This is a genomic window from Pseudooctadecabacter sp., assembly GCF_965657175.1.
GTDB lineage: Bacteria > Pseudomonadota > Alphaproteobacteria > Rhodobacterales > Rhodobacteraceae > Octadecabacter.
This window is the reverse complement of record NZ_CBFHNH010000031.1, coordinates 1-20,694: the sequence shown is the minus strand read 5'-3', so window position 1 is coordinate 20,694 and position 20,694 is coordinate 1. Positions and strand designations below refer to the sequence as shown.

20 protein-coding genes are annotated in these 20,694 nt (G+C 61.5%); 13 read left to right on the top strand and 7 right to left on the bottom strand.

The annotated features are described in order from the left end of the window. Positions 1 to 413 precede the first annotated feature (413 nt). Positions 414 to 1,736, top strand: a complete 1,323-nt coding sequence (locus ACTG36_RS16185; protein ID WP_375282084.1) for a CoA transferase — start codon at positions 414 to 416, stop codon at positions 1,734 to 1,736. A 53-nt stretch (positions 1,737 to 1,789) separates the two neighbouring features. Here ACTG36_RS16185 and ACTG36_RS16180 read toward each other — a convergent pair whose 3' ends face one another. Then, on the bottom strand, positions 1,790 to 2,986 hold the full coding sequence (locus ACTG36_RS16180) for an OmpA family protein (RefSeq protein WP_375282083.1): 1,197 nt from the start codon (positions 2,984 to 2,986) through the stop codon (positions 1,790 to 1,792). A gap of 652 nt (positions 2,987 to 3,638) precedes the next feature. On the opposite strand from ACTG36_RS16180, the gene ACTG36_RS16175 reads away from it, so the two are divergent. The 3 genes from ACTG36_RS16175 to ACTG36_RS16165 are packed head-to-tail and all read left to right on the top strand — an operon-like array spanning position 3,639 to position 4,669. Next, on the top strand, positions 3,639 to 3,968 hold the full coding sequence (locus tag ACTG36_RS16175; protein ID WP_375282082.1) for a TfoX/Sxy family protein: 330 nt from the start codon (positions 3,639 to 3,641) through the stop codon (positions 3,966 to 3,968). Positions 3,969 to 3,980: 12 nt separating this feature from the next. After that, positions 3,981 to 4,169, top strand: a complete 189-nt coding sequence (locus ACTG36_RS16170; protein WP_375282081.1) for a DUF4112 domain-containing protein — start codon at positions 3,981 to 3,983, stop codon at positions 4,167 to 4,169. A gap of 26 nt (positions 4,170 to 4,195) precedes the next feature. Further along, on the top strand, positions 4,196 to 4,669 hold the full coding sequence (locus ACTG36_RS16165) for a transglycosylase SLT domain-containing protein (RefSeq protein ID WP_375282080.1): 474 nt from the start codon (positions 4,196 to 4,198) through the stop codon (positions 4,667 to 4,669). Here ACTG36_RS16165 and ACTG36_RS16160 read toward each other — a convergent pair. Continuing rightward, a complete protein-coding gene (locus ACTG36_RS16160; protein ID WP_375282079.1) occupies positions 4,666 to 5,487 on the bottom strand; it encodes a DMT family transporter in 822 nt (273 codons plus the stop codon). The genes ACTG36_RS16165 and ACTG36_RS16160 overlap by 4 nt on opposite strands. A 75-nt stretch (positions 5,488 to 5,562) precedes the next feature. Further along, positions 5,563 to 5,985, bottom strand: coding sequence for a nucleoside-diphosphate kinase (ndk, locus tag ACTG36_RS16155; protein WP_375282078.1), 423 nt, complete (start codon positions 5,983 to 5,985; stop codon positions 5,563 to 5,565). Positions 5,986 to 6,229: 244 nt separating this feature from the next. Here ndk and ACTG36_RS16150 point away from each other — a divergent pair, with 244 nt between their 5' ends. Together ACTG36_RS16150 and ACTG36_RS16145 are read left to right on the top strand one after the other, a co-directional pair. Then, the gene (locus ACTG36_RS16150) at positions 6,230 to 7,012 is read left to right on the top strand and encodes a YHYH protein (protein ID WP_375282077.1); all 783 of its coding nucleotides are present in this window, start codon (positions 6,230 to 6,232) and stop codon (positions 7,010 to 7,012) included. 174 nt (positions 7,013 to 7,186) lie between these two features. Further along, the gene (locus ACTG36_RS16145) at positions 7,187 to 9,052 is read left to right on the top strand and encodes an ABC-F family ATP-binding cassette domain-containing protein (RefSeq protein WP_375282076.1); all 1,866 of its coding nucleotides are present in this window, start codon (positions 7,187 to 7,189) and stop codon (positions 9,050 to 9,052) included. Positions 9,053 to 9,098: 46 nt separating this feature from the next. On the opposite strand, the gene ACTG36_RS16140 is transcribed toward ACTG36_RS16145, so the two are convergent. Next, positions 9,099 to 9,668, bottom strand: a complete 570-nt coding sequence (locus ACTG36_RS16140; protein ID WP_375282075.1) for a hypothetical protein — start codon at positions 9,666 to 9,668, stop codon at positions 9,099 to 9,101. Between the two features lie 94 nt (positions 9,669 to 9,762). On the opposite strand from ACTG36_RS16140, the gene ACTG36_RS16135 reads away from it, so the two are divergent. Then, positions 9,763 to 10,392, top strand: a complete 630-nt coding sequence (locus ACTG36_RS16135) for a MarC family protein (protein WP_375282074.1) — start codon at positions 9,763 to 9,765, stop codon at positions 10,390 to 10,392. A gap of 31 nt (positions 10,393 to 10,423) precedes the next feature. On the opposite strand, the gene ACTG36_RS16130 is transcribed toward ACTG36_RS16135, so the two are convergent. Further along, a complete protein-coding gene (locus tag ACTG36_RS16130) occupies positions 10,424 to 10,882 on the bottom strand; it encodes a DNA polymerase III subunit chi (RefSeq protein WP_375282073.1) in 459 nt (152 codons plus the stop codon). A gap of 7 nt (positions 10,883 to 10,889) precedes the next feature. Continuing rightward, positions 10,890 to 12,359, bottom strand: coding sequence for a leucyl aminopeptidase (locus ACTG36_RS16125; RefSeq protein ID WP_375282072.1), 1,470 nt, complete (start codon positions 12,357 to 12,359; stop codon positions 10,890 to 10,892). Positions 12,360 to 12,464: 105 nt separating this feature from the next. Here ACTG36_RS16125 and lptF point away from each other — a divergent pair, with 105 nt between their 5' ends. The 6 genes from lptF to rsmA are packed head-to-tail and all read left to right on the top strand — an operon-like array spanning position 12,465 to position 19,948. Then, positions 12,465 to 13,643 carry an LPS export ABC transporter permease LptF gene (gene lptF / locus ACTG36_RS16120; RefSeq protein ID WP_439142944.1) on the top strand — a complete coding sequence of 393 codons (1,179 nt, stop codon included), beginning with the start codon at positions 12,465 to 12,467 and terminating at the stop codon, positions 13,641 to 13,643. Next, entirely contained in the window at positions 13,640 to 14,734 is a 1,095-nt protein-coding gene (lptG, locus tag ACTG36_RS16115) for an LPS export ABC transporter permease LptG (protein ID WP_439142942.1), read from the top strand. Before lptF ends, lptG begins: the two co-directional genes overlap by 4 nt. After that, positions 14,734 to 16,845 carry an LPS-assembly protein LptD gene (locus ACTG36_RS16110; RefSeq protein ID WP_439142940.1) on the top strand — a complete coding sequence of 704 codons (2,112 nt, stop codon included), beginning with the start codon at positions 14,734 to 14,736 and terminating at the stop codon, positions 16,843 to 16,845. Before lptG ends, ACTG36_RS16110 begins: the two co-directional genes overlap by 1 nt. Positions 16,846 to 16,861: 16 nt before the next feature. Then, the gene (locus ACTG36_RS16105; protein WP_375281981.1) at positions 16,862 to 18,091 is read left to right on the top strand and encodes a peptidylprolyl isomerase; all 1,230 of its coding nucleotides are present in this window, start codon (positions 16,862 to 16,864) and stop codon (positions 18,089 to 18,091) included. Then, entirely contained in the window at positions 18,091 to 19,053 is a 963-nt protein-coding gene (gene pdxA / locus ACTG36_RS16100; protein WP_375281980.1) for a 4-hydroxythreonine-4-phosphate dehydrogenase PdxA, read from the top strand. Before ACTG36_RS16105 ends, pdxA begins: the two co-directional genes overlap by 1 nt. Before the next feature lie 52 nt (positions 19,054 to 19,105). Further along, positions 19,106 to 19,948 (top strand): 16S rRNA (adenine(1518)-N(6)/adenine(1519)-N(6))-dimethyltransferase RsmA, encoded by an 843-nt coding sequence (gene rsmA / locus ACTG36_RS16095; protein ID WP_375281979.1) that lies wholly within the window; start codon positions 19,106 to 19,108, stop codon positions 19,946 to 19,948. A 43-nt stretch (positions 19,949 to 19,991) separates the two neighbouring features. On the opposite strand, the gene ACTG36_RS16090 is transcribed toward rsmA, so the two are convergent. Then, the gene (locus tag ACTG36_RS16090) at positions 19,992 to 20,522 is read right to left on the bottom strand and encodes a DUF4167 domain-containing protein (protein ID WP_375281978.1); all 531 of its coding nucleotides are present in this window, start codon (positions 20,520 to 20,522) and stop codon (positions 19,992 to 19,994) included. Between the last annotated feature and the right edge of the window lie 172 nt (positions 20,523 to 20,694).

Genomic DNA, 20,694 nt, shown 5'->3' with positions numbered 1-20,694 from the left:
CCGCGCATCTCTGCGCCGCCGGTGAGGGGGGTTCTACGGTTACACACCAATACCCGCAACCCCTTTTTTTAAGAAAAGCGCACCAAAGGCGAAGATTTTCCAATTTGATCCGTGCCGCAGTGCCAAACCCTATGTTTATAAGGGGTTTGGCGTCACAGCCCCCTCCCCTACCCCGGACAATTCTTGCCATATGCCGCCCCAAGGTCTGCAAAATCCCACCCAAATGATCCGGAATCACACCAGTTCGATTCCGTTTCCCCAAGGGCATCTTATCGCTACTCTCTTCTAGGGTGTTCCGCACACTGGTGTGCGTGGAATCGGCCCCCCTTTCTAAGACCACCAGATGGGCACCGGACCTCACCCCATAGGCCAGCCGCTGGACCGTCGTGGGCAAGCCCCCTATCGTCGGGGGCATGACAGATCATTTTCTAGCACAAATTACGGACGCCCTTGGCCCCCTTCCAGCAGGCGAAGTTGCCACCGTATCGGAGGGGGAGTTGCCGTCGTGCTTTCACACATCCGACTTTGCCACCGCCACCGTGGCAGCAGCGGCAGGTGAATTGGCGGCGCTGACCGGGACTGCCGCGGTGGTAAACCGTCGCCATGCCTTGATGTGGTTTGACATGACCTTGCGCCCCCACGGATGGGAGCTGCCCAATCTTTGGGACCCGTTGGCGGGGGATTACAAAACAGCGGACGGCTGGATCAGGCTGCACACCAATGCGCCCCATCACCGCGATGCCGCCCTGTCTGTTATAAAGTGCCCTGTAGATCGCGATGCCGTGGCCGCCAAAGTCGCAGCGTGGCCCAAGACCGAACTGGAAACAGCCATTGTCGCCGCACATGGCTGTGCCGCCGCCATGCACAGCCAGACCGAATGGGCGGGCCACCCCCAAGGGGAGGCCGTGGCAGGCGAGCCGTTGATCGCGTGGCAGACCACCGCGCAGGACGCGCCGCCGGTGTCATTGGCGGGACTCAAGGTGCTTGATCTGACGCGCGTGCTGGCAGGGCCAGTGGCCACGCGGCTTTTGGCGGGCTTCGGGGCGGATGTGCTGCGGATCGATCCGCCCAGCTGGGACGAACTCGGCGTCGTGCCTGAGGTCACCTTGGGCAAACGCTGCGCTGGTCTGGACCTGACGGACGCCCCCGACCGCGCCACGTTTGAGGCGTTGTTGTCCAAAGCGGATGTGATGGTCCATGGTTATCGGCGCGATGCCTTGGCCAAGTTGGGCTATGACACGGACGGTCTGCGCCGGATCGCTCCGCACCTTATAGATGTCAGCCTGAACGCCTACGGGCACAGCGGGCCATGGGCCGACAGACGCGGGTTCGACAGCCTTGTGCAGATGAGCAGCGGCATTGCCCACACGGGGCAACAGCGCGCAGGCGCGGGCAAACCACGCCCCCTGCCCGTTCAGGCGCTGGACCACGGCACGGGCTACCTGATCGCCGCAGCCGTGTTGCGCGCGATACGAATGCGCAATGACACAGGCGTTTGCAGCACAGCGCGGCTGTCTTTGGCACGCACGGCGCGGCTGCTGATCTCAGCCGGAGATCGCGCCTTTGCGGGGGACGGTCTGACCGAAACACCGGCCGATCTGGCGGGCCATATAGAACAGACCCAATGGGGGCCGGCCCAGCGCATCGCTTTTCCCATCACGTTGGACGGACACGGCCCGAACTGGCCCCTGCCCGCTGGGCCCTTGCGCCGTCATCCCGCGGACTGGGACCGCTAGAACGCAAAACGCCCGACCAGAAGGCCGGGCGCATCGCTTGATCCTTATGGGGATCAGATGTCTTCGAGGATCACGTCAAAATCAACGCGGCTGTCGCTCAGCCCCGCGACGGGCTGTGCATCAGAGGGCGCACCAAGGATCAGCTGTTCAGAAGGGAACCCTTCGCTGACCAGCTTGCTCATCAGAATGACGGCGCGCAGACGACCGGTGGACGGGTCCTCACTGGCGCGGGGATCATCGCTGTGCTGGCCCACGATGCGCAGACGGGCATCGGGGCAGGACGCCGCGATGTTTGCCAACTGCGACGCCAAGGCCAGATCGGTTTCGCTGACGGTCATGCCGCGCGGCGCGTATTCGATCGATGCACCCTGCACGGCGGCCTGAAGCTGGGACACACAGGCAGCAACACGGAAGTTCGTGCCCGCTGTGCCAAAGGCCGGTGCGGTAAAGCTGGCCTGCTGCGCGTTTTCGATGATGGAGAATTCAACGCGCCGGTCATAGTAGGACTGCGGCTGTGGGCCACGGACCAAAGACGGCACGCCGTCGCCCCGACCCACGGCCTCGAATAAGGACGCATCCACACCAGAGGCGATGACACGGGCCACGACGGCTTCGGCGCGTTCAAGGCTCAGACGTTGGTTGATAACAGGGTTGCCCGATGGGTCGGAGTGGCCTTCGACCTGAATGACAACGCCGGGGCATTGCTGGGCCAGAACGCCCAGCAGACGGGCCTGTTCAAGACCGGCCTGTTCCGCCGTTACCCCACCGGAGGGGAAATAGACCCGCGCTTGGGCCGACAGGGTCTTGAGGTCATCGATGCACTGCCGGTCGCGGGCCAGATTGGCCTGAGCAGCGGCAAAGAAATCTACGCCCACGGCACCGGTGTCAGCTTGCGCTGCGGGGGCCGTGTCCGGCACGGCGGCGACGGGCTCTGCCGTCAGGGCTGTGTCTGTCGCAGCTTGCAGCGTATCGACCGAGAAGCCGATGTTGCGGGTCACATCGACATCGCCCACCGGTTCCAGCTCTGCGTTGCTTTCGTCCAGAAGGACCGCCAATTGCTGGGCCACGTTCTCGGGCGCTTGGACGGGCTGGACGACCGCTGGGGCCACAGGTTCAACCGCGGCCAAGGCGGCTGCGGCTTCGTCCACCGCAGGGACCGCTGGGGCGACTTGCGCCACCTCATCGGTCGTTGGGTCCAGTGAAATGTTGATTCGATCCAGAAAGCCCGAACCAACGGCCAAAATGGCCACTGTCGGCGCAATCCACGGCAGGTGTTTGATGAATTTGCTCCTGTCTATCCCCCAAGAGTCTTAAGCAGGTCATTGAAATGACTTCTCGACCACGGTGCAGCAGATGTGGCCTATATGTGGACCATGGCATAAGATGTTGTTGCCGGGCTAGCCTGAACATCAAGATTTTCGAAGTTATCCACAGAAATATCCCGAATTTGTCCACAAAGCGGGCCTGACCCGCTGTGGCATTTACGCCGCAGCCTTATTTCTGCCGCATTTGCGCCCGGTTTTGACCATGATTGCGCGGCCCAGTCGGGTCACAGTCCAAAAAAGGGCGGAACGCGGGCACCACATGACCCGTTGAGGCAGTGACACGAACGCAAGCAGCAACAAAAGGAGCGGCACCATGCCGACCCAACCCACCCCATCGACCCCAGCAAAACCGACCCCCGCGACAGGTGGCACCAAGCGCGCCCCGCAACCAGCCAAGCCGGTAGTCTTCAAAGATTTCGCGAGCATCTGAACGACCCCTCGCGGCCCTTACCTCCCCCTCAGGCTGCGGGATCTATGCCAGCGGACGTTGATGCGTGGCGGTCCAGTCCACAGCATCCGTCCTCTGGTCTTTTTTTGCCCGTCGACGCCGCTTTGGACGTCGATTAGACTGCCCCCCATGACAGCCATTTCCACAATCCGCAACCTTGGCCCCGCCATGGAAGAGGCGTTGAATGACGCCGGTATCATGACCGCAGAGGACCTGCGCGACATTGGTCCGGACGCGGCCTATGCGCGGCTTTTGCAAAACGGGCACCGGCCCCACTTCATCGGCTATTACGTGCTGCACATGGGCCTGCAGGGCCGTCCGTGGAATGATTGCAAGGGGGAAGAAAAGAAGGCGCTGCGCAAGACCTTCGATGCCCTCAAGGCGCAGCATTTCAACGTGGAAACATCCGAACTGGACGCGTTCATGGATGAAATCGGCCTGATTGCCCCGAAGCCATGACAAAACCCACTGTTGATATTGACCGCCTCGAACGGCTGGCTGATCGGGTCGATCCCGCTGGTCGGCGACATTTTTGACATCGGCTACAAAAGCAAAATCCGCAATGTGGCGCTGATCCGGGACCATATGGAACGGACCGGACAGGCGATCCCCCGCGCAGACGGTGACGCACCCCTTTTGCCAAAGGACGACGCGGGTTAAGCGGGGGTATCTAGCCGGAGGCCCCTATGCGCATAGCCCTTATCCTGATCGCGACCCTCGCCGCTTGCGCAGCCCCCGCGCCCAAGGCCCCTCCCCCCGCACCTGTCGTCCTGAACCCCGGTGAGACACCGCAGATGCGCGCTCTGATCGTCAAATATGCAGCCATCCACGACATCCCCGAGGACCTCCTGCACGCCGTGATCCAACGCGAAAGCGACTACCGCGCGGGTGCCCGCAACGGGCCCTACTGGGGGTTGATGCAGATTTTGCCTGAAACCGCGCGTGGCATGGGATTTCGCGGCGCGCCGTCAGACCTATTGGATGCGGAAACCAACCTGATCTATGCAGGCCGCTATCTGCGCGGTGCGTGGCTTTTGTCAGATGGGGATATCCCCACCGCCGTGGGCTGGTACGCGCGCGGCTATTACTATGAGGCCCGTGACCGCTGCATGTTGGTGGCAACCGGCCTGCGCGACCGCGAAGTGCGCCGCGACTGTTAGCGTTTGAGGACCGACAGGGCGATCCCGCCCAGCACAATCGCGGCCCCGATCAGGATATCGACTGTCAAAGCCTCCCCCAAAAGGGCAGCCCCCGCGACCAAGGCGATGACCGGCACGCTCAACTGCGCAACGGCCCCCGTGGTGGCCGCGATCTTGGGCAAGACGCGGTACCACAGCGCATAGCCCAGACCAGAGGTCACGGCCCCGCAGATCACCCCCACGATGACGCCCCAGAAGGTCCAAGACGTGCCCAGAAAGATCAGCAAAAGGGCGATGGGGGCGGCAATCACAAAGGACATGGCCATATCGCCCAAGGGGTCCAAAGACCCCCGCCCTTTGAGGGAAAACAGACCCCAGCCGATACCCGCCACAGCCATAAAGGCCACCCCCGCCAGATCAAGAGGCGTGCCCACACCGGGCCAAAGCAGCCACGCCAAACCGGCCATAGCAAGGCCCATCCCTGCCCATTGTGCCGCACGCGGCGTGGTGCCGCCCAGGGCGGAGCCTGCGAACATTGTGATCTGAACGACCCCGAACAACACCAAGGCGCCCACACCCGAGGGCAACGTCAGATAGGCCAATGAGAAGGGCACCAGATACAGCACCAACCAGCCCGATCCAGCCATGCGCGTGCGCGTCGTCGCAGGCCAGCCACCGCGCCATGCCACTAACGCAGCCAACATCGCCGCCCCCGCCAACAGACGCACGCCTGCAAAGCCCAACGGGTCCATGCCGAACAGATCGATGCCCGCACGGTTCAACAGCGAATTGGCCGCGAAATTCATCATCACGACGGCGATCAAACCAAAGAGCAACATCAAACGGGGGCCTTTCAAATGAAAACGCCCCGCCGGATCACTCCGACGGGGCGTGTCTGTTAAACGCTATGGCGCTTAGCCGACCAGCTCAAGACCGGAGAAGAAGAAGGCGATTTCTTCGGCAGCGGTTTCAGGGGCGTCGGACCCGTGGACGGAGTTTTCACCGATGGACAGGGCGAATTCCTTACGGATCGTGCCGTCTGCGGCGTCGGCTGGGTTGGTGGCACCCATAACTTCGCGGTTTTTCGCGATGGCGTCTTCACCTTCGAGAACCTGAACGACAATCGGCTCGGAGATCATGAATTCGCACAGTTCGTCAAAGAAAGGACGTTCAGAGTGCACACCGTAGAACTGCTGGGCCTGTGCCAGTGTCAGCTGGATACGCTTGGAGGCAACGATGCGCAGACCGGCCTCTTCGAACTTGGCGGTGATCTGGCCTGTCAGGTTACGCTTGGTGGCGTCTGGTTTGATGATGGAGAATGTACGCTGGATAGCCATGGGAGACCTCATGAGGGTTGATTGATTTGGGGCGCTGCTAGCATGGGGCGATTGGGTTGAAAAGGGGCGTCTCTCCTTGTGGATTGCCCTGACACAAATGGCCGCGAATTTGGAGCAGAAAACGGCACCCGCGCAGCAGGACGCCGGGGCGGGTGATGTCTCACGTTGGGCAAAAATTTCCAATCAGCGACAGAAAGAAAGGCGCGCTGCGTAGAACGTGTATTGAAATTCATTGAGGGACCTCATGAAAACGCTTTGCACCACACTCGCCCTATCGCTCCTTACCGCCGGGTCTGCCGTCGCGCATTCCACCGCGATCACGGTCATCGACGGCGATCAACGCTGCATTATTTCTGATGGGGTCCCCGACCATGACGTTGGCACATGGCGCGAAGGCGCTGTGGTTGAACCGCAAGATCACTTCTTTTGCGTCGATGCCTCACCCGAACTGACCGGTGAAATCACCGACCGCGCCCAAATCTCTGGGATGACCATCAACGGGATTCCCCTACGCCCCGGCACAGCCGAATATTACGACCCCGAGGCAGATGCCGAACGCCCGTGGTCCCGTGACCGGTCCTCTGGCTGGAATGTCGAAGGTGTCGGCGGATTGAACATGGACGCCCAAAATGCGCACGTAGATGGTGCTGGCCTGTATCACTACCACGGCATCCCCGAAGTGGTGGTCGGCAATCTGGATGGTACGTTGTTTGCCTATGCAGCCGACGGTTTCGAAATCCATTACGTGGGCGGCGATATGCAATCGTCCTATCAACTGAAAGAGGGCGAACGCGCGTCTGGTCCGGGCGGTGTGCACGACGGCACCTATGTTCAGGACTACGAATATGTGGCGGGGTCCGGCACGCTTGATGAATGCAACGGCACAGTCGTCGACGGACAGTACGTTTACTATGCCACAGATACCTTCCCGTTCTTCCCACGATGTTTTCTCGGCACCGTCACTGATGATGCCTTCGGTGGCGGTGGCGACCGACCCCGCGGGGCCGCTGGCAACGACGGCGGCTGACCCTCGCCCCCCCTTCTGATGGCGGCAGTACGGCCCCCCCATCAGTCCAAAACACGACCTCGCACGGCTTCGTGCGGGGCCATCTTGCCGTCCTTGGCTGATCCACGACGCACCTTTGATGACCCCGTGCGTGGCCCCATTGACCCCCGCCCCGCCCCGTGGCACTGCCCCCCCATGCTACGTATCTCAGACATCACCTATTCCGTCGAAGGCCGCACCCTGCTGGAGAACACCTCCGTCGTGCTCCCCGCAGGCCATAAAGTGGGCCTTGTGGGCCGCAACGGCACCGGCAAAACCACGCTGTTTCGCATCATCCGTGGCGAAATGGTGCTGGATACAGGCGATATCTCCTTGCCGAAAGGCTGGAAGATCGGCGGCGTTTCCCAAGAGGTTCCAGGCAACGAAGTGTCCCTTATCGACACAGTGCTGGCGGCAGATGTCGAACGGGTGAACCTGCTGGCCGAGGCTGAAACCGCCACGGACCCTGCGCGCATTGCGGACATCCAGACCCGTCTGGCCGATATTGACGCGTGGTCGGCGGAGGCGCGGGCGTCGTCGATCCTCAAAGGTTTGGGGTTCACGGCGGACGAACAATTGCAGCCCTGCTCTGCCTTCTCAGGCGGTTGGCGCATGCGCGTGGCCTTGGCCGCCGTTCTGTTTTCCGAACCCGATTTGTTGCTGCTGGATGAGCCGACAAACTACCTCGACCTTGAAGGCGCGCTTTGGCTTGAGGCCTATCTTGTCAAATATCCACACACCGTGCTGATCGTCAGCCACGACCGTGAATTGCTGAACCGCTCTGTGGGCGGCATCCTGCACCTCGAAGACAAAACGCTGACCTATTACACCGGCAACTACGATTTCTTCGTCAAACAACGGGCAGAAAAACGCGCATTGCTGACGGCTGCTGCCAAGAAACAGGACGCCAAACGCGCCCATCTTGAGGCGTTCGTAAATCGCTTCAAAGCCAAGGCATCAAAGGCCAAACAGGCCCAATCCCGCGTCAAAATGCTGGAGAAAATGGAAACCATCCGCGCGCCCGAAGACGCAGCACGCACGGTGTTTACCTTCCCCAAGCCAGAAGAACTCAGCCCGCCGATCATCGCGACCGAAGGCGTGTCTGTGGGCTATGATCAGACGATTGTGCTCGATAAACTGGACCTGCGCATCGACCAAGACGACCGGATCGCCCTTTTGGGCCGCAACGGCGAAGGCAAATCAACACTCTCCAAGCTGCTGTCAGGACGCCTGGAAAAGATGGGCGGCAAATTCGCCTCCTCCTCCAAATTGCGCATCGGGTTTTTCGCCCAACACCAAGTGGATGAATTGCGGGTGGAGGAAACGCCCCTCGACCACCTGTTCCGCGAACGCGGGTCCGAAGGCGGCCCCAAACTGCGCGCGCGGCTGGCAGGGTTCGGCCTTGGCGCGGATCAGGCGGAGACACCTGTGGGCCGGTTGTCAGGTGGCCAAAAGGCGCGTCTGTCGTTGCTGTTGGCAACACTTGATGCCCCGCATCTGCTGATCTTGGATGAACCGACAAACCACCTCGATATCGAAAGCCGTGAGGCGCTGGTTGAGGCGCTGACCCGTTATTCCGGCGCAGTGATCCTCGTATCCCACGACATGCACCTGCTGAGCCTTGTTGCAGACCGGCTGTGGCTGGTGAAAGACGGCCGCGTCAAACCCTATGACGACGATTTGCAGGACTATCGCCGGATGCTGCTGACGCCCGACACGCGCAAGCAGGACAAAGCGAAGGCCGCCAAGCCGGCCAAACCCGCGAAACCGAAACCCAGCCGTGACCAGATGCTTGCGATGAAGGCAGAGGTCCGCAAATGCGAAGACCGTGTCAATAAAATCAACGACATGGCCGATAAGCTAAGCAAAAAGCTGGCCGATCCTGCTCTCTATGAAGACACCCGCGTGGGGGAATTGGAAACATGGAACCGCAAATATGCGGAAGTCCGCGAGGCGTTGGAAAAAGCCGAAAGCCTGTGGATGATCGCCCTTGAGAGGTTGGACAAAGCCGAAAAGGCTTAAGGGCACTTTCATTTTCTTAGTCGCGCCGTCGGTCGCACCGCTATTGTCAGTCCATGGGCACCGTGGACGGCGCGTCTTCAAGCGGCGCGCACATATCCTGCGGCAGCCCGATGATCACCGTCCCCGTGGCATCAAACACGCCGCGCGCATCTTGCGACATGGACGCAAACCGCGCCTCTGTCCCTTCGAGGTGGTCGTTGAGGATGCTCACACGGGACGCGAACCAACCGCTGGCCTCATTGTCCACATCCAAGGTCACGACCCCGCTTTGCCCCTGCGCAAGCCCTTCAATATCCATGACAATCTGACGGTCTCCATCCAGCACTGGATGCACAGACAAAGGCCCGCTTTCGACCTCAACCGGCATCGGGTCCTTGGTCCCTGCCCCGCCATAAGCCGTATCAATCAGGATGTGTCCGGCCGATGTGGTGAAATCCAGCCCCAACACACCATAGCCCAGCGGGCAGCGCCCTGTGTTGCGAATGTAAATGCGGTCGTGCGGATCGCCGTCGCGGATCATCACGGACACTTCCGCGGTCTGGGCCATGGTTGTGGCGGGCAACACCATCAACGCGACAACTGCGATCTGACGGATCTGGCCCCCCGATTTGCGCAATATCCCGACCCTATAGACCAATCTGCCAAAGGCAAACACCGGCCCCACACGATTTGGTCTGGCCCCGTTTCACGCTTCGGCCTACCAACGGGACATGGACCCAAATTTCCTCATCACCGCCTTCGTCGCCCTTTTTGTGGTCATTGATCCCATTGGTCTGGCCCCTTTGTTCGTGGCGCTGACCGCAGGCATGTCACCGCAGAAACGACGTCAGATCGCCGTGCGCGCCACCCTGGTGGCTGTGGGCGTTTTGCTAATGTTTTCGATCTTTGGCGAAGGCATTTTGAATTTCATCGGCATTTCCATGCCTGCCTTCCGCATCGCAGGGGGCATCCTGCTGTTCCTGACGGCCCTTGATATGTTGTTCGAACGCCGTCAGCGCCGACGGGAGGATCAGGCTGTTGACGACCCCGATGACGACCCAGACGACGATCCTTCCGTCTTCCCGCTGGCCATTCCGCTGATTGCGGGTCCCGGTGCAATTGCGACGGTGATCTTGTTGATCGGACAGACCGAAGACACCGCGGGCTATGCCGCGATCATGGGTGTTCTGGCGGCTGTCTTGGCCTTGGTTTTTGTGATGTTCCTGATCGCAGGGCAGCTGGAACGGCTGCTGGGCCGCACGGGGATCACGGTGGTCACCCGTCTGTTGGGGATGCTTTTGGCAGCACTGTCGGTGCAGTTTGTTCTCGACGGTCTCAAGGGGTTCGGTCTGGGCGGATAGCAGCCCGGCTAACCCCAAATTTCGTAGAAATTTAGCGCTCTGCCTTCTTTTCCCAACGTCCGCTTTCTTGTGACCAATACTGCGCCGAACAGCCCGCGTCGGTGAGGGTTTTCCACTGCACGCGTGCGCGTGCGACGGCCTCCCCGTCGTGGCCGTCAAACAGGATGCAAACCCGTTCCGCCGCCTGCACTTCTCCCGGGGCCACGTCGGCCCCTTGGACCGACATCACGCAGGTGGGCGCGTTGAGGGCGGTCTCCCCGGTGGTGAGCAAGATCGGCTGGTCCGCATCGTGATCGCCGCCCACCAAGCCGTGGGGCAAAAACCCCTCCGGCGGGCCGGACCACAGGGCGTGGTCCAGCCGTTCCATCGCCCCGCGATCGGTGCCGCGCACCTCAATCACCCAACCGGCTTGCCGGGACTTGTCCAGCAGCATGGGCAGCGTTTGTTCAACGCTGGCCGTGGTCAAATGATAGAAATACGCAGCGCCCATTTTAGGTTCACTCCGCCTCGTAAGTGTCTGCAATTAAACGGTTCAGGGCCATCACACCCCACCCCGTGGCCCCCGCAGGTGCCAATGCTGTTTCCGCCTTGACCGAGGCCACACCGGCGATGTCCAGATGGATCCACGGCATATCATCCTTGATAAATCGCTGCAGGAATTGCGCCGCCGTGATGGACCCCGCATCGCGCCCGCCCACGTTTTTCATATCCGCAATGCGCGACTTGATCTTGGCGTCATAGGCTGGCCCCATGGGCATTCGCCACGCGCCCTCGCCCTCGGACCCTGCGGCCTTGAGGAACCGGTTACACAGCTGGTCGTCGTTGGAAAACACACCGGCGTTTTCATGTCCCAGACCAATGATGATCGCCCCTGTCAGGGTCGCCAGATTGATGACGCCCGTGGGCTTGAACCGGTCTTGCGCGTACCACAGCACATCGGCCAGCACCAAACGGCCCTCTGCGTCGGTGTTGATGACCTCAATCGTGTCGCCCTTCATGGATGTCACCACATCGCCGGGGCGTGTGGCGCGGTCGCTGGGCATGTTTTCCACCAGACCCACAAGGCCCACCACATTCGCCTTGGCTTTACGCAGCGCCAGCGTTTTCATCACACCGGACACCACGCCCGCGCCGCCCATGTCCATGGTCATGTCTTCCATGCCGCCTGCGGGTTTCAACGAAATGCCGCCCGTGTCGAACACCACGCCCTTGCCGACCAACGCGAACGGCGCTTCATCGCCGCCGCCGTTCCACTGCATCACGACCACTTTGGACGGTGAGGCAGACCCAAGCCCCACGCACAAGAGCGACCCCATGCCCAGCTTTTCAAGCTCATCTTCCTCCAACACCTCAACCGTGAGGCCGATAGCCTCCATCTCGACCAAGCGGTTGGCAAATTCGGTGGTGGTCAGCACATTCGCCGGTTCGTTTGTCAAATCACGTGTGAAAACAACGCCTTCGGCCACGGCCATCATCACGTCGGTGGCAGCCTGAACCTCGGCCACGTTGGTCACCATCACGTCGATTGCACCTGCTGCGTCCTGATCGCCGGTTTTGTGTGGCGTAAAGGTGTAGCCGCGCAGCGCGCAGCCGTAGGCCACATCGGCCATCCGCAAGATCGACCCGCCAAGGATCAACACCCCATCGGTGCCACGCGCCTTGGCGATGGAGGCACCGGCCTTGCGGGCAACCTCGGCCGACGGACGGCGGCCCATTTTGACCACCAGCACCTTGGTCGCGGCCAGCCCCAGAGGGTAGGACACGGCGACCGCCTCCCCCTCTTTGGCCTTCTCAAACGCATCGCTTTCGACCGCACGCGCAACCGCTTTGCGGGTCAGCGAATTCACCTTGCGCGCGCCTTGATCCAGCTTGCCATCGGCAGTGGCAAAGACGGCAATCGCGCCCTCGCGTGCAGCCAGATCGGTCAGATCGTTTTCATGAATGGAAACGGCGGGCAGGTCGGTCATTGGACACCTCAAAGGGTTAATGGTTTTTCACGTTAGGCAATAGCTAGCCTGCCCCCCACCGGTTGACCAGACAGCACTTGGGTCCGCCTGCCAAATGCGCTAGCAATGACCCAAGTTCGGGGCGTCAAATTAAGGGGGGATGCACCAGTGGCGCGATTTGACCGCTATATGCTGTCGCAGCTCCTTGTTTTGTTTGGGTTCTTTTCACTCATTCTGGTGTTGATCTACTGGATCAACCGCGCCGTGCGCCTGTTTGATCAGCTGATCGCGGACGGCCAATCGGCATGGGTGTTTTTGGAACTGACGTCGCTGTCATTGCCGTCAATCATCCGGATCGTGCTGCCGTTGTCGGCCTTTGTCGCCACCGTCTATATCACCAACCGGATGAGCCAGGATTCAGAACTGACCGTCGTGCAGGCCACGGGCTATTCGCCCTTCAGGCTGGCCCGCCCGGTTCTCTATTTCAGCGTGATTGTGGCCATTTTGATGTCGGCGCTGACCCATATCCTTGTGCCGCTGTCGACCACGCAGCTGTCCGAACGCCAAGCAGAGATTTCGCAAAACCTCACCTCGCGGCTTTTGACACCGGGGACCTTCATCACGCCCTCGGACGCCGTGACCTTCTACATCCGTGACATCACCCCCGAAGGCCAGATGTTGGATTTGTTCATTTCCGAAGGCTCCGACCCGTCCCAGCGCGTCACTTATACGGCGTCCCGGGCCTATCTGATCCGCACCGACAATGGCCCGCAGCTGGTGATGGTGGATGGATTGACCCAAACGCTTGATCTGGACACCAACCGCTTGGCCACCACCGGGTTCGAAGACTTCGCCTATGACGTGGGCGGGTTGATCGGTGCGGAGGACGTGCGCCAAAGATCGCCGTCGGGGCTATGGACGTGGGAGCTGTTGTCCCCCTCGGACGCGATCCTGCAAGAAACCGGGGCCACGGCCGACGCCTTGTGGCTGCGCGGCCATGACAGGTTGGCCGAGGTGGCCCTTGGATTTGTCGCAGGCCTTGTGGGGTTTGCAGCGCTTGTGGCCGGCGGGTTCAGCCGCTTCGGGCTGTGGCGCAGCATCGCGCTGGCCGTGGGGTTGGTTGTGTTTCTCAAAATTCTGGAAAGCACTGGGGCCAGCATTGCACGCGGCAATCCACGGCTGCTGTGGCCGTTTGTCTATCTGGCGGGGATCGGTGGGCTGCTGATCACGGCGCTGCTGCTGCATATCGCGGCCCGCCCCTATTTCTTCAAACGCAAACCGCGCGCGATGGCGGTGTCCACATGATTTTGCACCGCTACTTCGCCCGCCGCTTTACGATGACCTTTCTGGCCACCTTGGGCGGGTTTATGCTGTTGATGTTGCTGATTGATCTGGTCGAACAATTGCGCCGTTTTGGGGGCGTTGCGACCTTTGCCGAGGTCCTCCAACTCAGCCTTTTGAACCTGCCTGACGGCCTCTATGGCATTTTGCCGCTGATTATGGTGCTGGCCACGATTGCGATGTTTCTGGGTCTTGCGCGGTCGTCGGAAATGGTGGTGACACGTGCCGCGGGTCGGTCGGCGTTGCGTGCCTTGGTGGCCCCGATCGTCGTCACACTTGTCATCGGCTGCATCGCGATTGCGGTTTTCAACCCGCTGGTTGCAGCAACGTCAAAAGAATTTGAGGCCCGCGAATCCGCCCTGAAATCCGGTGGACCGTCGGTTCTTGCGATTTCGTCAGGTGGGTTGTGGCTGCGCCAAGGCAGCGACACCAGCCAGACGGTGATCCGCGCCTCCAAGACCAACCTTGACGGCACCGAATTGATGGACGTGACCTTTTTGACTTTCACCCCCGACGGCGGGCCAACCCGCCGGATTGAGGCCGAAACCGCGCAACTGTCCCCCGGAGCATGGACCCTGACCAACGCCAAAGTCTGGCCGCTGGACCGCAGCCGCGTGGCCGAACAATGGGCCACGACCCACACGGAACTGCGCATCCCGTCCACACTGACCGCAGACCAGATTCGCGACAGTTTCGGCACGCCCTCCTCGATCCCGATCTGGGAACTGCCGGCCTTTATTGACCGGCTTGAGGTGGCGGGCTTTTCCGCGACACGCCATGCGGTCTGGCTGCAGATGGAACTGGCGCTGCCTGCGTTCTTGCTGGCCATGGTGCTGATCGGGGCGGGGTTTACCATGCGCCATCAGCGTGGCGGGCGCACGGGCGTCATGGTCCTGACGGCTGTGCTGTTGTGCTTTGCGCTGTTTTTCCTGCGGAACTTTGCGCAAATTCTGGGCGAGAACGGCCAGATCAATCCCGTTTTGGCCGCATGGGCCCCGCCCTTGGCAGCCATCGGCGCGGCCATGGGTCTTTTGCTGCATCTGGAGGATGGCTAATGCGGGTCCTATGCGCCCTGATCCTACTGTGCCTGCCTTTTATGGCGCAGGCCCAATCGGCGGCCAGCCTTGTGGCCGACAGCATCACCATCCCCGCAGGGGGCCAGACCCTTGTGGCCAGTGGCAATGTCGAAGTGTTCTTTGACGGCACGCGCCTGTCTGCACGCCGGATCACCTTTGACCAGACCGCCGACCGTCTGATCATCGACGGCCCGATTTTCATCTCTGGCCCCGATGGGACGATCTTTACCGCCGATCAAGCCTCTCTCGATCCGCGTTTGGAAAACGGCATCTTGCAGGGTGCGCGCATTGTCTTGGACCAACAACTGCAACTGGCCGCCAACCAGATCGACCGTGTTGAGGGGCGGTATTCGCAGCTGTATCAAGTGGCCGCCACGTCGTGCCACATCTGCGCCAACGGCGGCACACCCCTTTGGGAAATCCTCGCCCGACGGGTCATTCATGACGAAGAGGAACGTCAGCTTTACTTTGATGACGCGATCTTCCGCGTGCGCGGCGTGCCGATTTTCTACATCCCGCGCATGCGCCTGCCCGATCCCACATTGACCCGCGCGACGGGGCTTTTGAACCCGCGTTTTGTGCCCACGGACAACCTTGGCACGGGGATCAAGCTGCCCTATTTCATCCGGCTGGGGGACAGCCGCGATCTGACGCTGACGCCCTATCTGTCGACCTCCACCGCCACGCTAGAGGCCGCCTACAGACAGGCCTTCCTGCGCGGCGATATTGCAATCGAGGGTGCTGTCACCCGCGACGACGTGACAGACGACGGGCGCGCCTATTTCTTTGCAGATGGGATTTTTGATCTGGGGCGCGACATGATCCTGCGGTTCGATGTCGAATATACCTCAGACGATGATTACCTTTTGGAATACAACTATTCCGACAAAGACCGCCTCGACAGTGAGGTTTCCGTCGAACGCATCCGCGACCGCGATATGTTCCGCGGTGCTTTGACGTATTTCTCATCGCTGCGGGATACCGAACGGTCTGAGACCCTGCCCCCCGTGTTGGCGGATGCGCAGTGGGAAAGAAGGCTCACCCCGCGCTGGGGTGGGACGCTGACCTTCACCTCGGACTTGCAGGCCCACTACCGTGAGACCACACAAAACGCGACCGCAACCGACACCAATGGCCGCGATGTTGCGCGCTTGGGGGTCGGCACGGCCTACCGTCTGGACACCGTGACAGACTACGGTCTGGTGGCCGAAGGCAGCCTTGGCTTTAATGTGGATTACTACAACGTGGCCGATGATACGGTGGTCGGGGACAGCCTGCGCACCACCGGTTTTGTCCAATCCACCCTGCGCTACCCAATGATCCGCCGTGGCACCGCCGCGACCCATATCCTTGAACCCAGCCTTCATCTGGCCTGGTCCGCTGTGGCCGGCGACCCTGTGCGCAACGAAGACAGCACCGCCACGGAATTCGATCAAGCCAACCTGTTGGCCCTGTCGCGGTTTTCCGGCGAAGACGCAGTGGAAACCGGCCTGCGCGGGGCTTTGGGCCTGACTTGGACGCGTCTGGGGGCTGGTGGCTGGGACAGCACATTGACTGCGGGCCGCGTGTTCCGCGAAGACGAAAACGCGAATTTCTCCCTCACGTCGGGGTTGGGCGGCACGGCGTCGGATTGGCTGATCGAAGGGCAGATCAGCACGCCCGCGGGCCTGTCCATGAACAGCCGCCTGATCCTTGATGACACGTTTGATGTGACCAAATCGGAAACCCGCGCGGGCTGGTCGGGGGGCAAACTCGACCTTGCAGCCAGCTACATCTTTTTGCCAGCCGACGCCTTTGAAAGCCGCGACGCCAAGGTGTCGGAATGGACGATTGATGCAGACTACCGGTTCAACACCACGTGGTCTGCGGGGATCAATGCGCGCTATGACGTGATCTCGAACTCTCCCAGCCGCACGGGGCTGGATATCGGGTGGCAAAACGAATGCGTCATCGTTGATTTTTCGGTGTCGCGCCGCTTCACAACTTCCACTACACTTTCCCCAAGCACGGATTTCGGGCTGTCGATTGAACTGGCGGGTTTCAGCGCCGGACGCAGCACCAACATCCCGTCCCGCCGATGCACACAATAACGATCGAGTTGACCAGATGACACAGACACCCCGGACCCACCTGCGCGCTTTTGCAATGGCTGTTGCGACCTCAACCGCGTTGCTGCTGCCCGGATTTGCCACCGCCCAGTTCGGCCCCGCCATTACCGTGAATGATGACGTGATCAGCGAATTCGAAGTCAGCCAGCGGATCATCATGCTGCGCGCTTTCCGCACGCCGGGCAATCTGGAAACCGTCGCCCGTGAACAGTTGATCGAGGACCGTCTGAAACTGGCCGCGTTGCGCCGCGCAGGGCTTAGCATCACGGATGAAGGGCTGCGCACCGCCATGGCGGAATTCGCAAGCCGCGCCAATCTGGAACTTGATCAATTCGTCACCCTGTTGGGGCAGCAAGGCGTGTCCGAAGAAACCTTCCGCGATTTCGTGCTGGTCAATGTCAGCTGGCGTGATTTCATCCGGTCTCGATTTGGCGACCGCGCGCAGGTGTCCGAGGCCGAGATTGATCAGGCACTTGGCCAATCGGACGCCTCATCGGGCATCGAAGTGCTGCTGAGCGAGATTATCATCCCCGCCCCGCCGCCCCGCGCCCAACAAGCGATTGCCACCGCAGAGCGCATCAGCCGCCTGACATCGACAGCCGCGTTTGAGGCCGAGGCGCGGCGCGTGTCGGCCCTGCCGTCGCGCGCGCGTGGGGGGCGTCTGGATTGGCTGCCCATCACCAACTATCCCGCCGGTTTGCGTGGCCTGCTTCTGGATCTTGCCCCTGGTGAGGTGACAGCCCCGATCCCGATCACCAACGGTGTGGCCCTGTTCCAGATGCGCGGCGTGCGTGAAGTGCCCCGCGCCGCTGCTGAACCTGCGGCCATCGAATACGCCGCGTTCTATATCAACGGTGGCTTGTCCGATCGCGGCCTGCGCGAAGCGGCCCGCGTGGATGCCAATGTCGACACCTGCGATGACCTTTATGGCATTGCGCGCAACCTGCCCCCCGAACAGCTGGAACGCGATGTTCTGCCGCCCTCTGACATCCCGCAGGATGTGGCAATTGAACTGGCCAAACTCGACCCTGGTGAGACGTCCTACGTGCTGACCCGTGCGGGGGGTGAGACGCTGGTGTTCTTGATGCTGTGTGGGCGCACGCCTGCCTTGGGCGAAGGTCAGGACCGCGACGCGATCCGCAATCAGTTGCGGTCCCAGCGGTTGAACACCTTTGCAGATGCGCTGCTGGCAGACCTGCGGGCTGCGGCCCAGATCACCTACAACTGATGCAGCCCATCGCTATCTCCTGCGGGGAACCTGCAGGCATCGGACCCGAGATTGCAGTGGCCGCATGGGCCGCGTGTCGTGGGGAATTCCCCATGGTCTGGCTGGGCGATCCGTCCCACCTGCCCGAGGGCACGCCATGGCAAGCGGTCCCGACCGCCGCTGACGCGGCAACCGCGACCGATTTTCCGGTGCTGGCGCGCGATTTCGGCGCGCCACGTGTGCCGGGCCAACCCAAAGCGGCCCACGCCCAAGGCGTGATCGATGCGATTGCAGATGGTGTGGCGCTGGTGCAGGCAGGCGCGTGTTCGGCCCTGTGCACAGCCCCCATCCACAAAGAGGCGTTGATTGACGGCGCAGGTTTTGCCTACCCCGGTCACACCGAATATCTGGCCGCTTTGGCGGGGCGCGACAGCGTGGTGATGATGCTCGCCTGTGATATGTTGCGGGTGGTGCCTGCCACGATCCACATCCCGTTGGCAGATGTGCCTGACCAGCTGTCCGCCGCGACACTGACGGATACGATCCTGATCACCCATGCCGCCCTGATCCGCGATTTTGGCATCGCCAAACCGCGCCTTGCTGTTGCTGGGCTCAATCCCCATGCCGGTGAAGGCGGAAAGATGGGCCGCGAAGAGATTGAGCTGATCACCCCCACCTTGGACGCCCTGCGTGCCGAGGGTCTGGACATCGCAGGCCCCCTGTCTGCCGATACGATGTTTCACGCAGGCGCCCGCGCGCGCTATGACGCGGCGATCTGCATGTATCACGACCAAGCCCTGATCCCGATCAAGACCTTGGATTTTTCGGGCGGTGTGAATGTGACGCTGGGCCTGCCGTTTGCGCGGACCTCTCCCGATCATGGCACGGCCTTTGACATCGCAGGCACCGGTCAGGCGGACGCCACGTCGATGGTGGCGGCCCTGCGGATGGCCGCGCAAATGGCCACGGCGCGCGCGTTGTGAGGTTGGATGCCTCCGGCGGGAGTATTTGGGGCAAAACGAAAGGAGGACGCCCATGAGCATCGACACTCTTCCTCCCCTGCGTCAGGTCATCGACACCTATGGGTTGGCGGCGAAAAAGTCGCTCGGGCAGAACTTTTTGCTCGATCTGAACCTGACTGCAAAGATCGCGCGGCTGTCGGGCGACAACTCCGGCCATGACGTGCTGGAAATCGGCCCAGGCCCCGGTGGGCTGACCCGCGGATTGCTGGCCGAAGGCGCGCGGCGGGTTGTGGCGATTGAAAAGGACGAAAGATGTCTGGCCGCATTGGCCGAGGTGGCGGAGGCCTATCCGGGCCGGTTGGAGGTGATGGGCGGCGATGCATTGGACATCAACCCCCTCGACCATCTGACGCCGCCCATCCGCGTGGCCGCCAATCTGCCCTATAACGTCGGAACGGAGCTGTTGGTGCGCTGGCTGACACCGCCCCAATGGCCGCCCTTTTGGAACAGTCTGACGTTGATGTTTCAACGGGAGGTCGCCCAGCGGATCACGGCGGAACCGGGGTCCAAAGCCTACGGACGGCTGGCGATCCTTGCGCAGTGGCGCGCCGATGCGCGGATCGTGTTGAACCTGCCGCCGGAGGCGTTCTCACCACCGCCCAAGGTGTCCAGTGCGGTGGTGCATCTGACCGCCCTGCCCGCGCCGCGCTACCCTGCGGACGCCAAGATGTTGCAGCATGTCACGGCCACGGCCTTTAACCAGCGCCGCAAGATGCTGCGCGCATCCCTCAAAGGGCTAAGCCCCGATATCGAAGCGCATCTGGCAGCCGCCGACATCAAACCCACAGATCGGGCCGAACAGATTGATCTGGAACGGTTTTGCGCGCTCGCACGGTCGTTGAAGGCGGCACAGTGACCCCATAAACAACAAAGGCCCCCGTCACCGGAGGCCTTGAAGCTTACTCAGCCGCTTCTGGGGCCGCGTCGCCCTCAGGCGGCTGATCGGGCCTCGCCTTTGGCTTGCGGGTGCGTTTTTTGCGGGGCTTTTCTTCGGGTGTTTCCACCAATCCGCTGTCTGCATCGGCCGTTTGGGCCGGCTGCTGGTCTTGGGTGTCGGACTGGTTGTCCTGGCCTGCAGCGGCCTCTTCCTGCGCTTTGAGACGGTCGGCGCGTTCGCGGTCGCGTTCGGCCTGCCGTTCGCGGTTCTGGGCCTCTTGCTGTTCGCGCTTGGCGTCGATTTCCTTTTGCGCCTCGGCCAGCATCCGCGTGTAGTGTTCGGCATGCTGGGCGAAGTTTTCCGCGTTCACGCGGTCGCCGGACAACACCGCATCACGGTGCAATTGGTTGTACTTCTCGATGATCTGCTGGGGCGTCCCGCGCACCTTCCCTTCCGGGCCGGAGCTGTCAAACACACGGTTGACGATATTGCCGCCCGAGGGACGATTGTTGTTGCGGTTTTTGTTCCGCGAACGGTTCCGAGAAGACTTCATAGAATGAGTTCCAGTTTACGTCTTTGTCGCGGCCCGATCCCACCTCGTGTGAAACCTGTCAGATGCCTGCGATGTTCTGGCTGCGTCAACGGAGGCCAAGGCAGCAATGTCGACAAGCCTGACTATCCCGCCCCGCCCGCCATTCGCAAGTAGATTCTGCAAATAGAGGGCA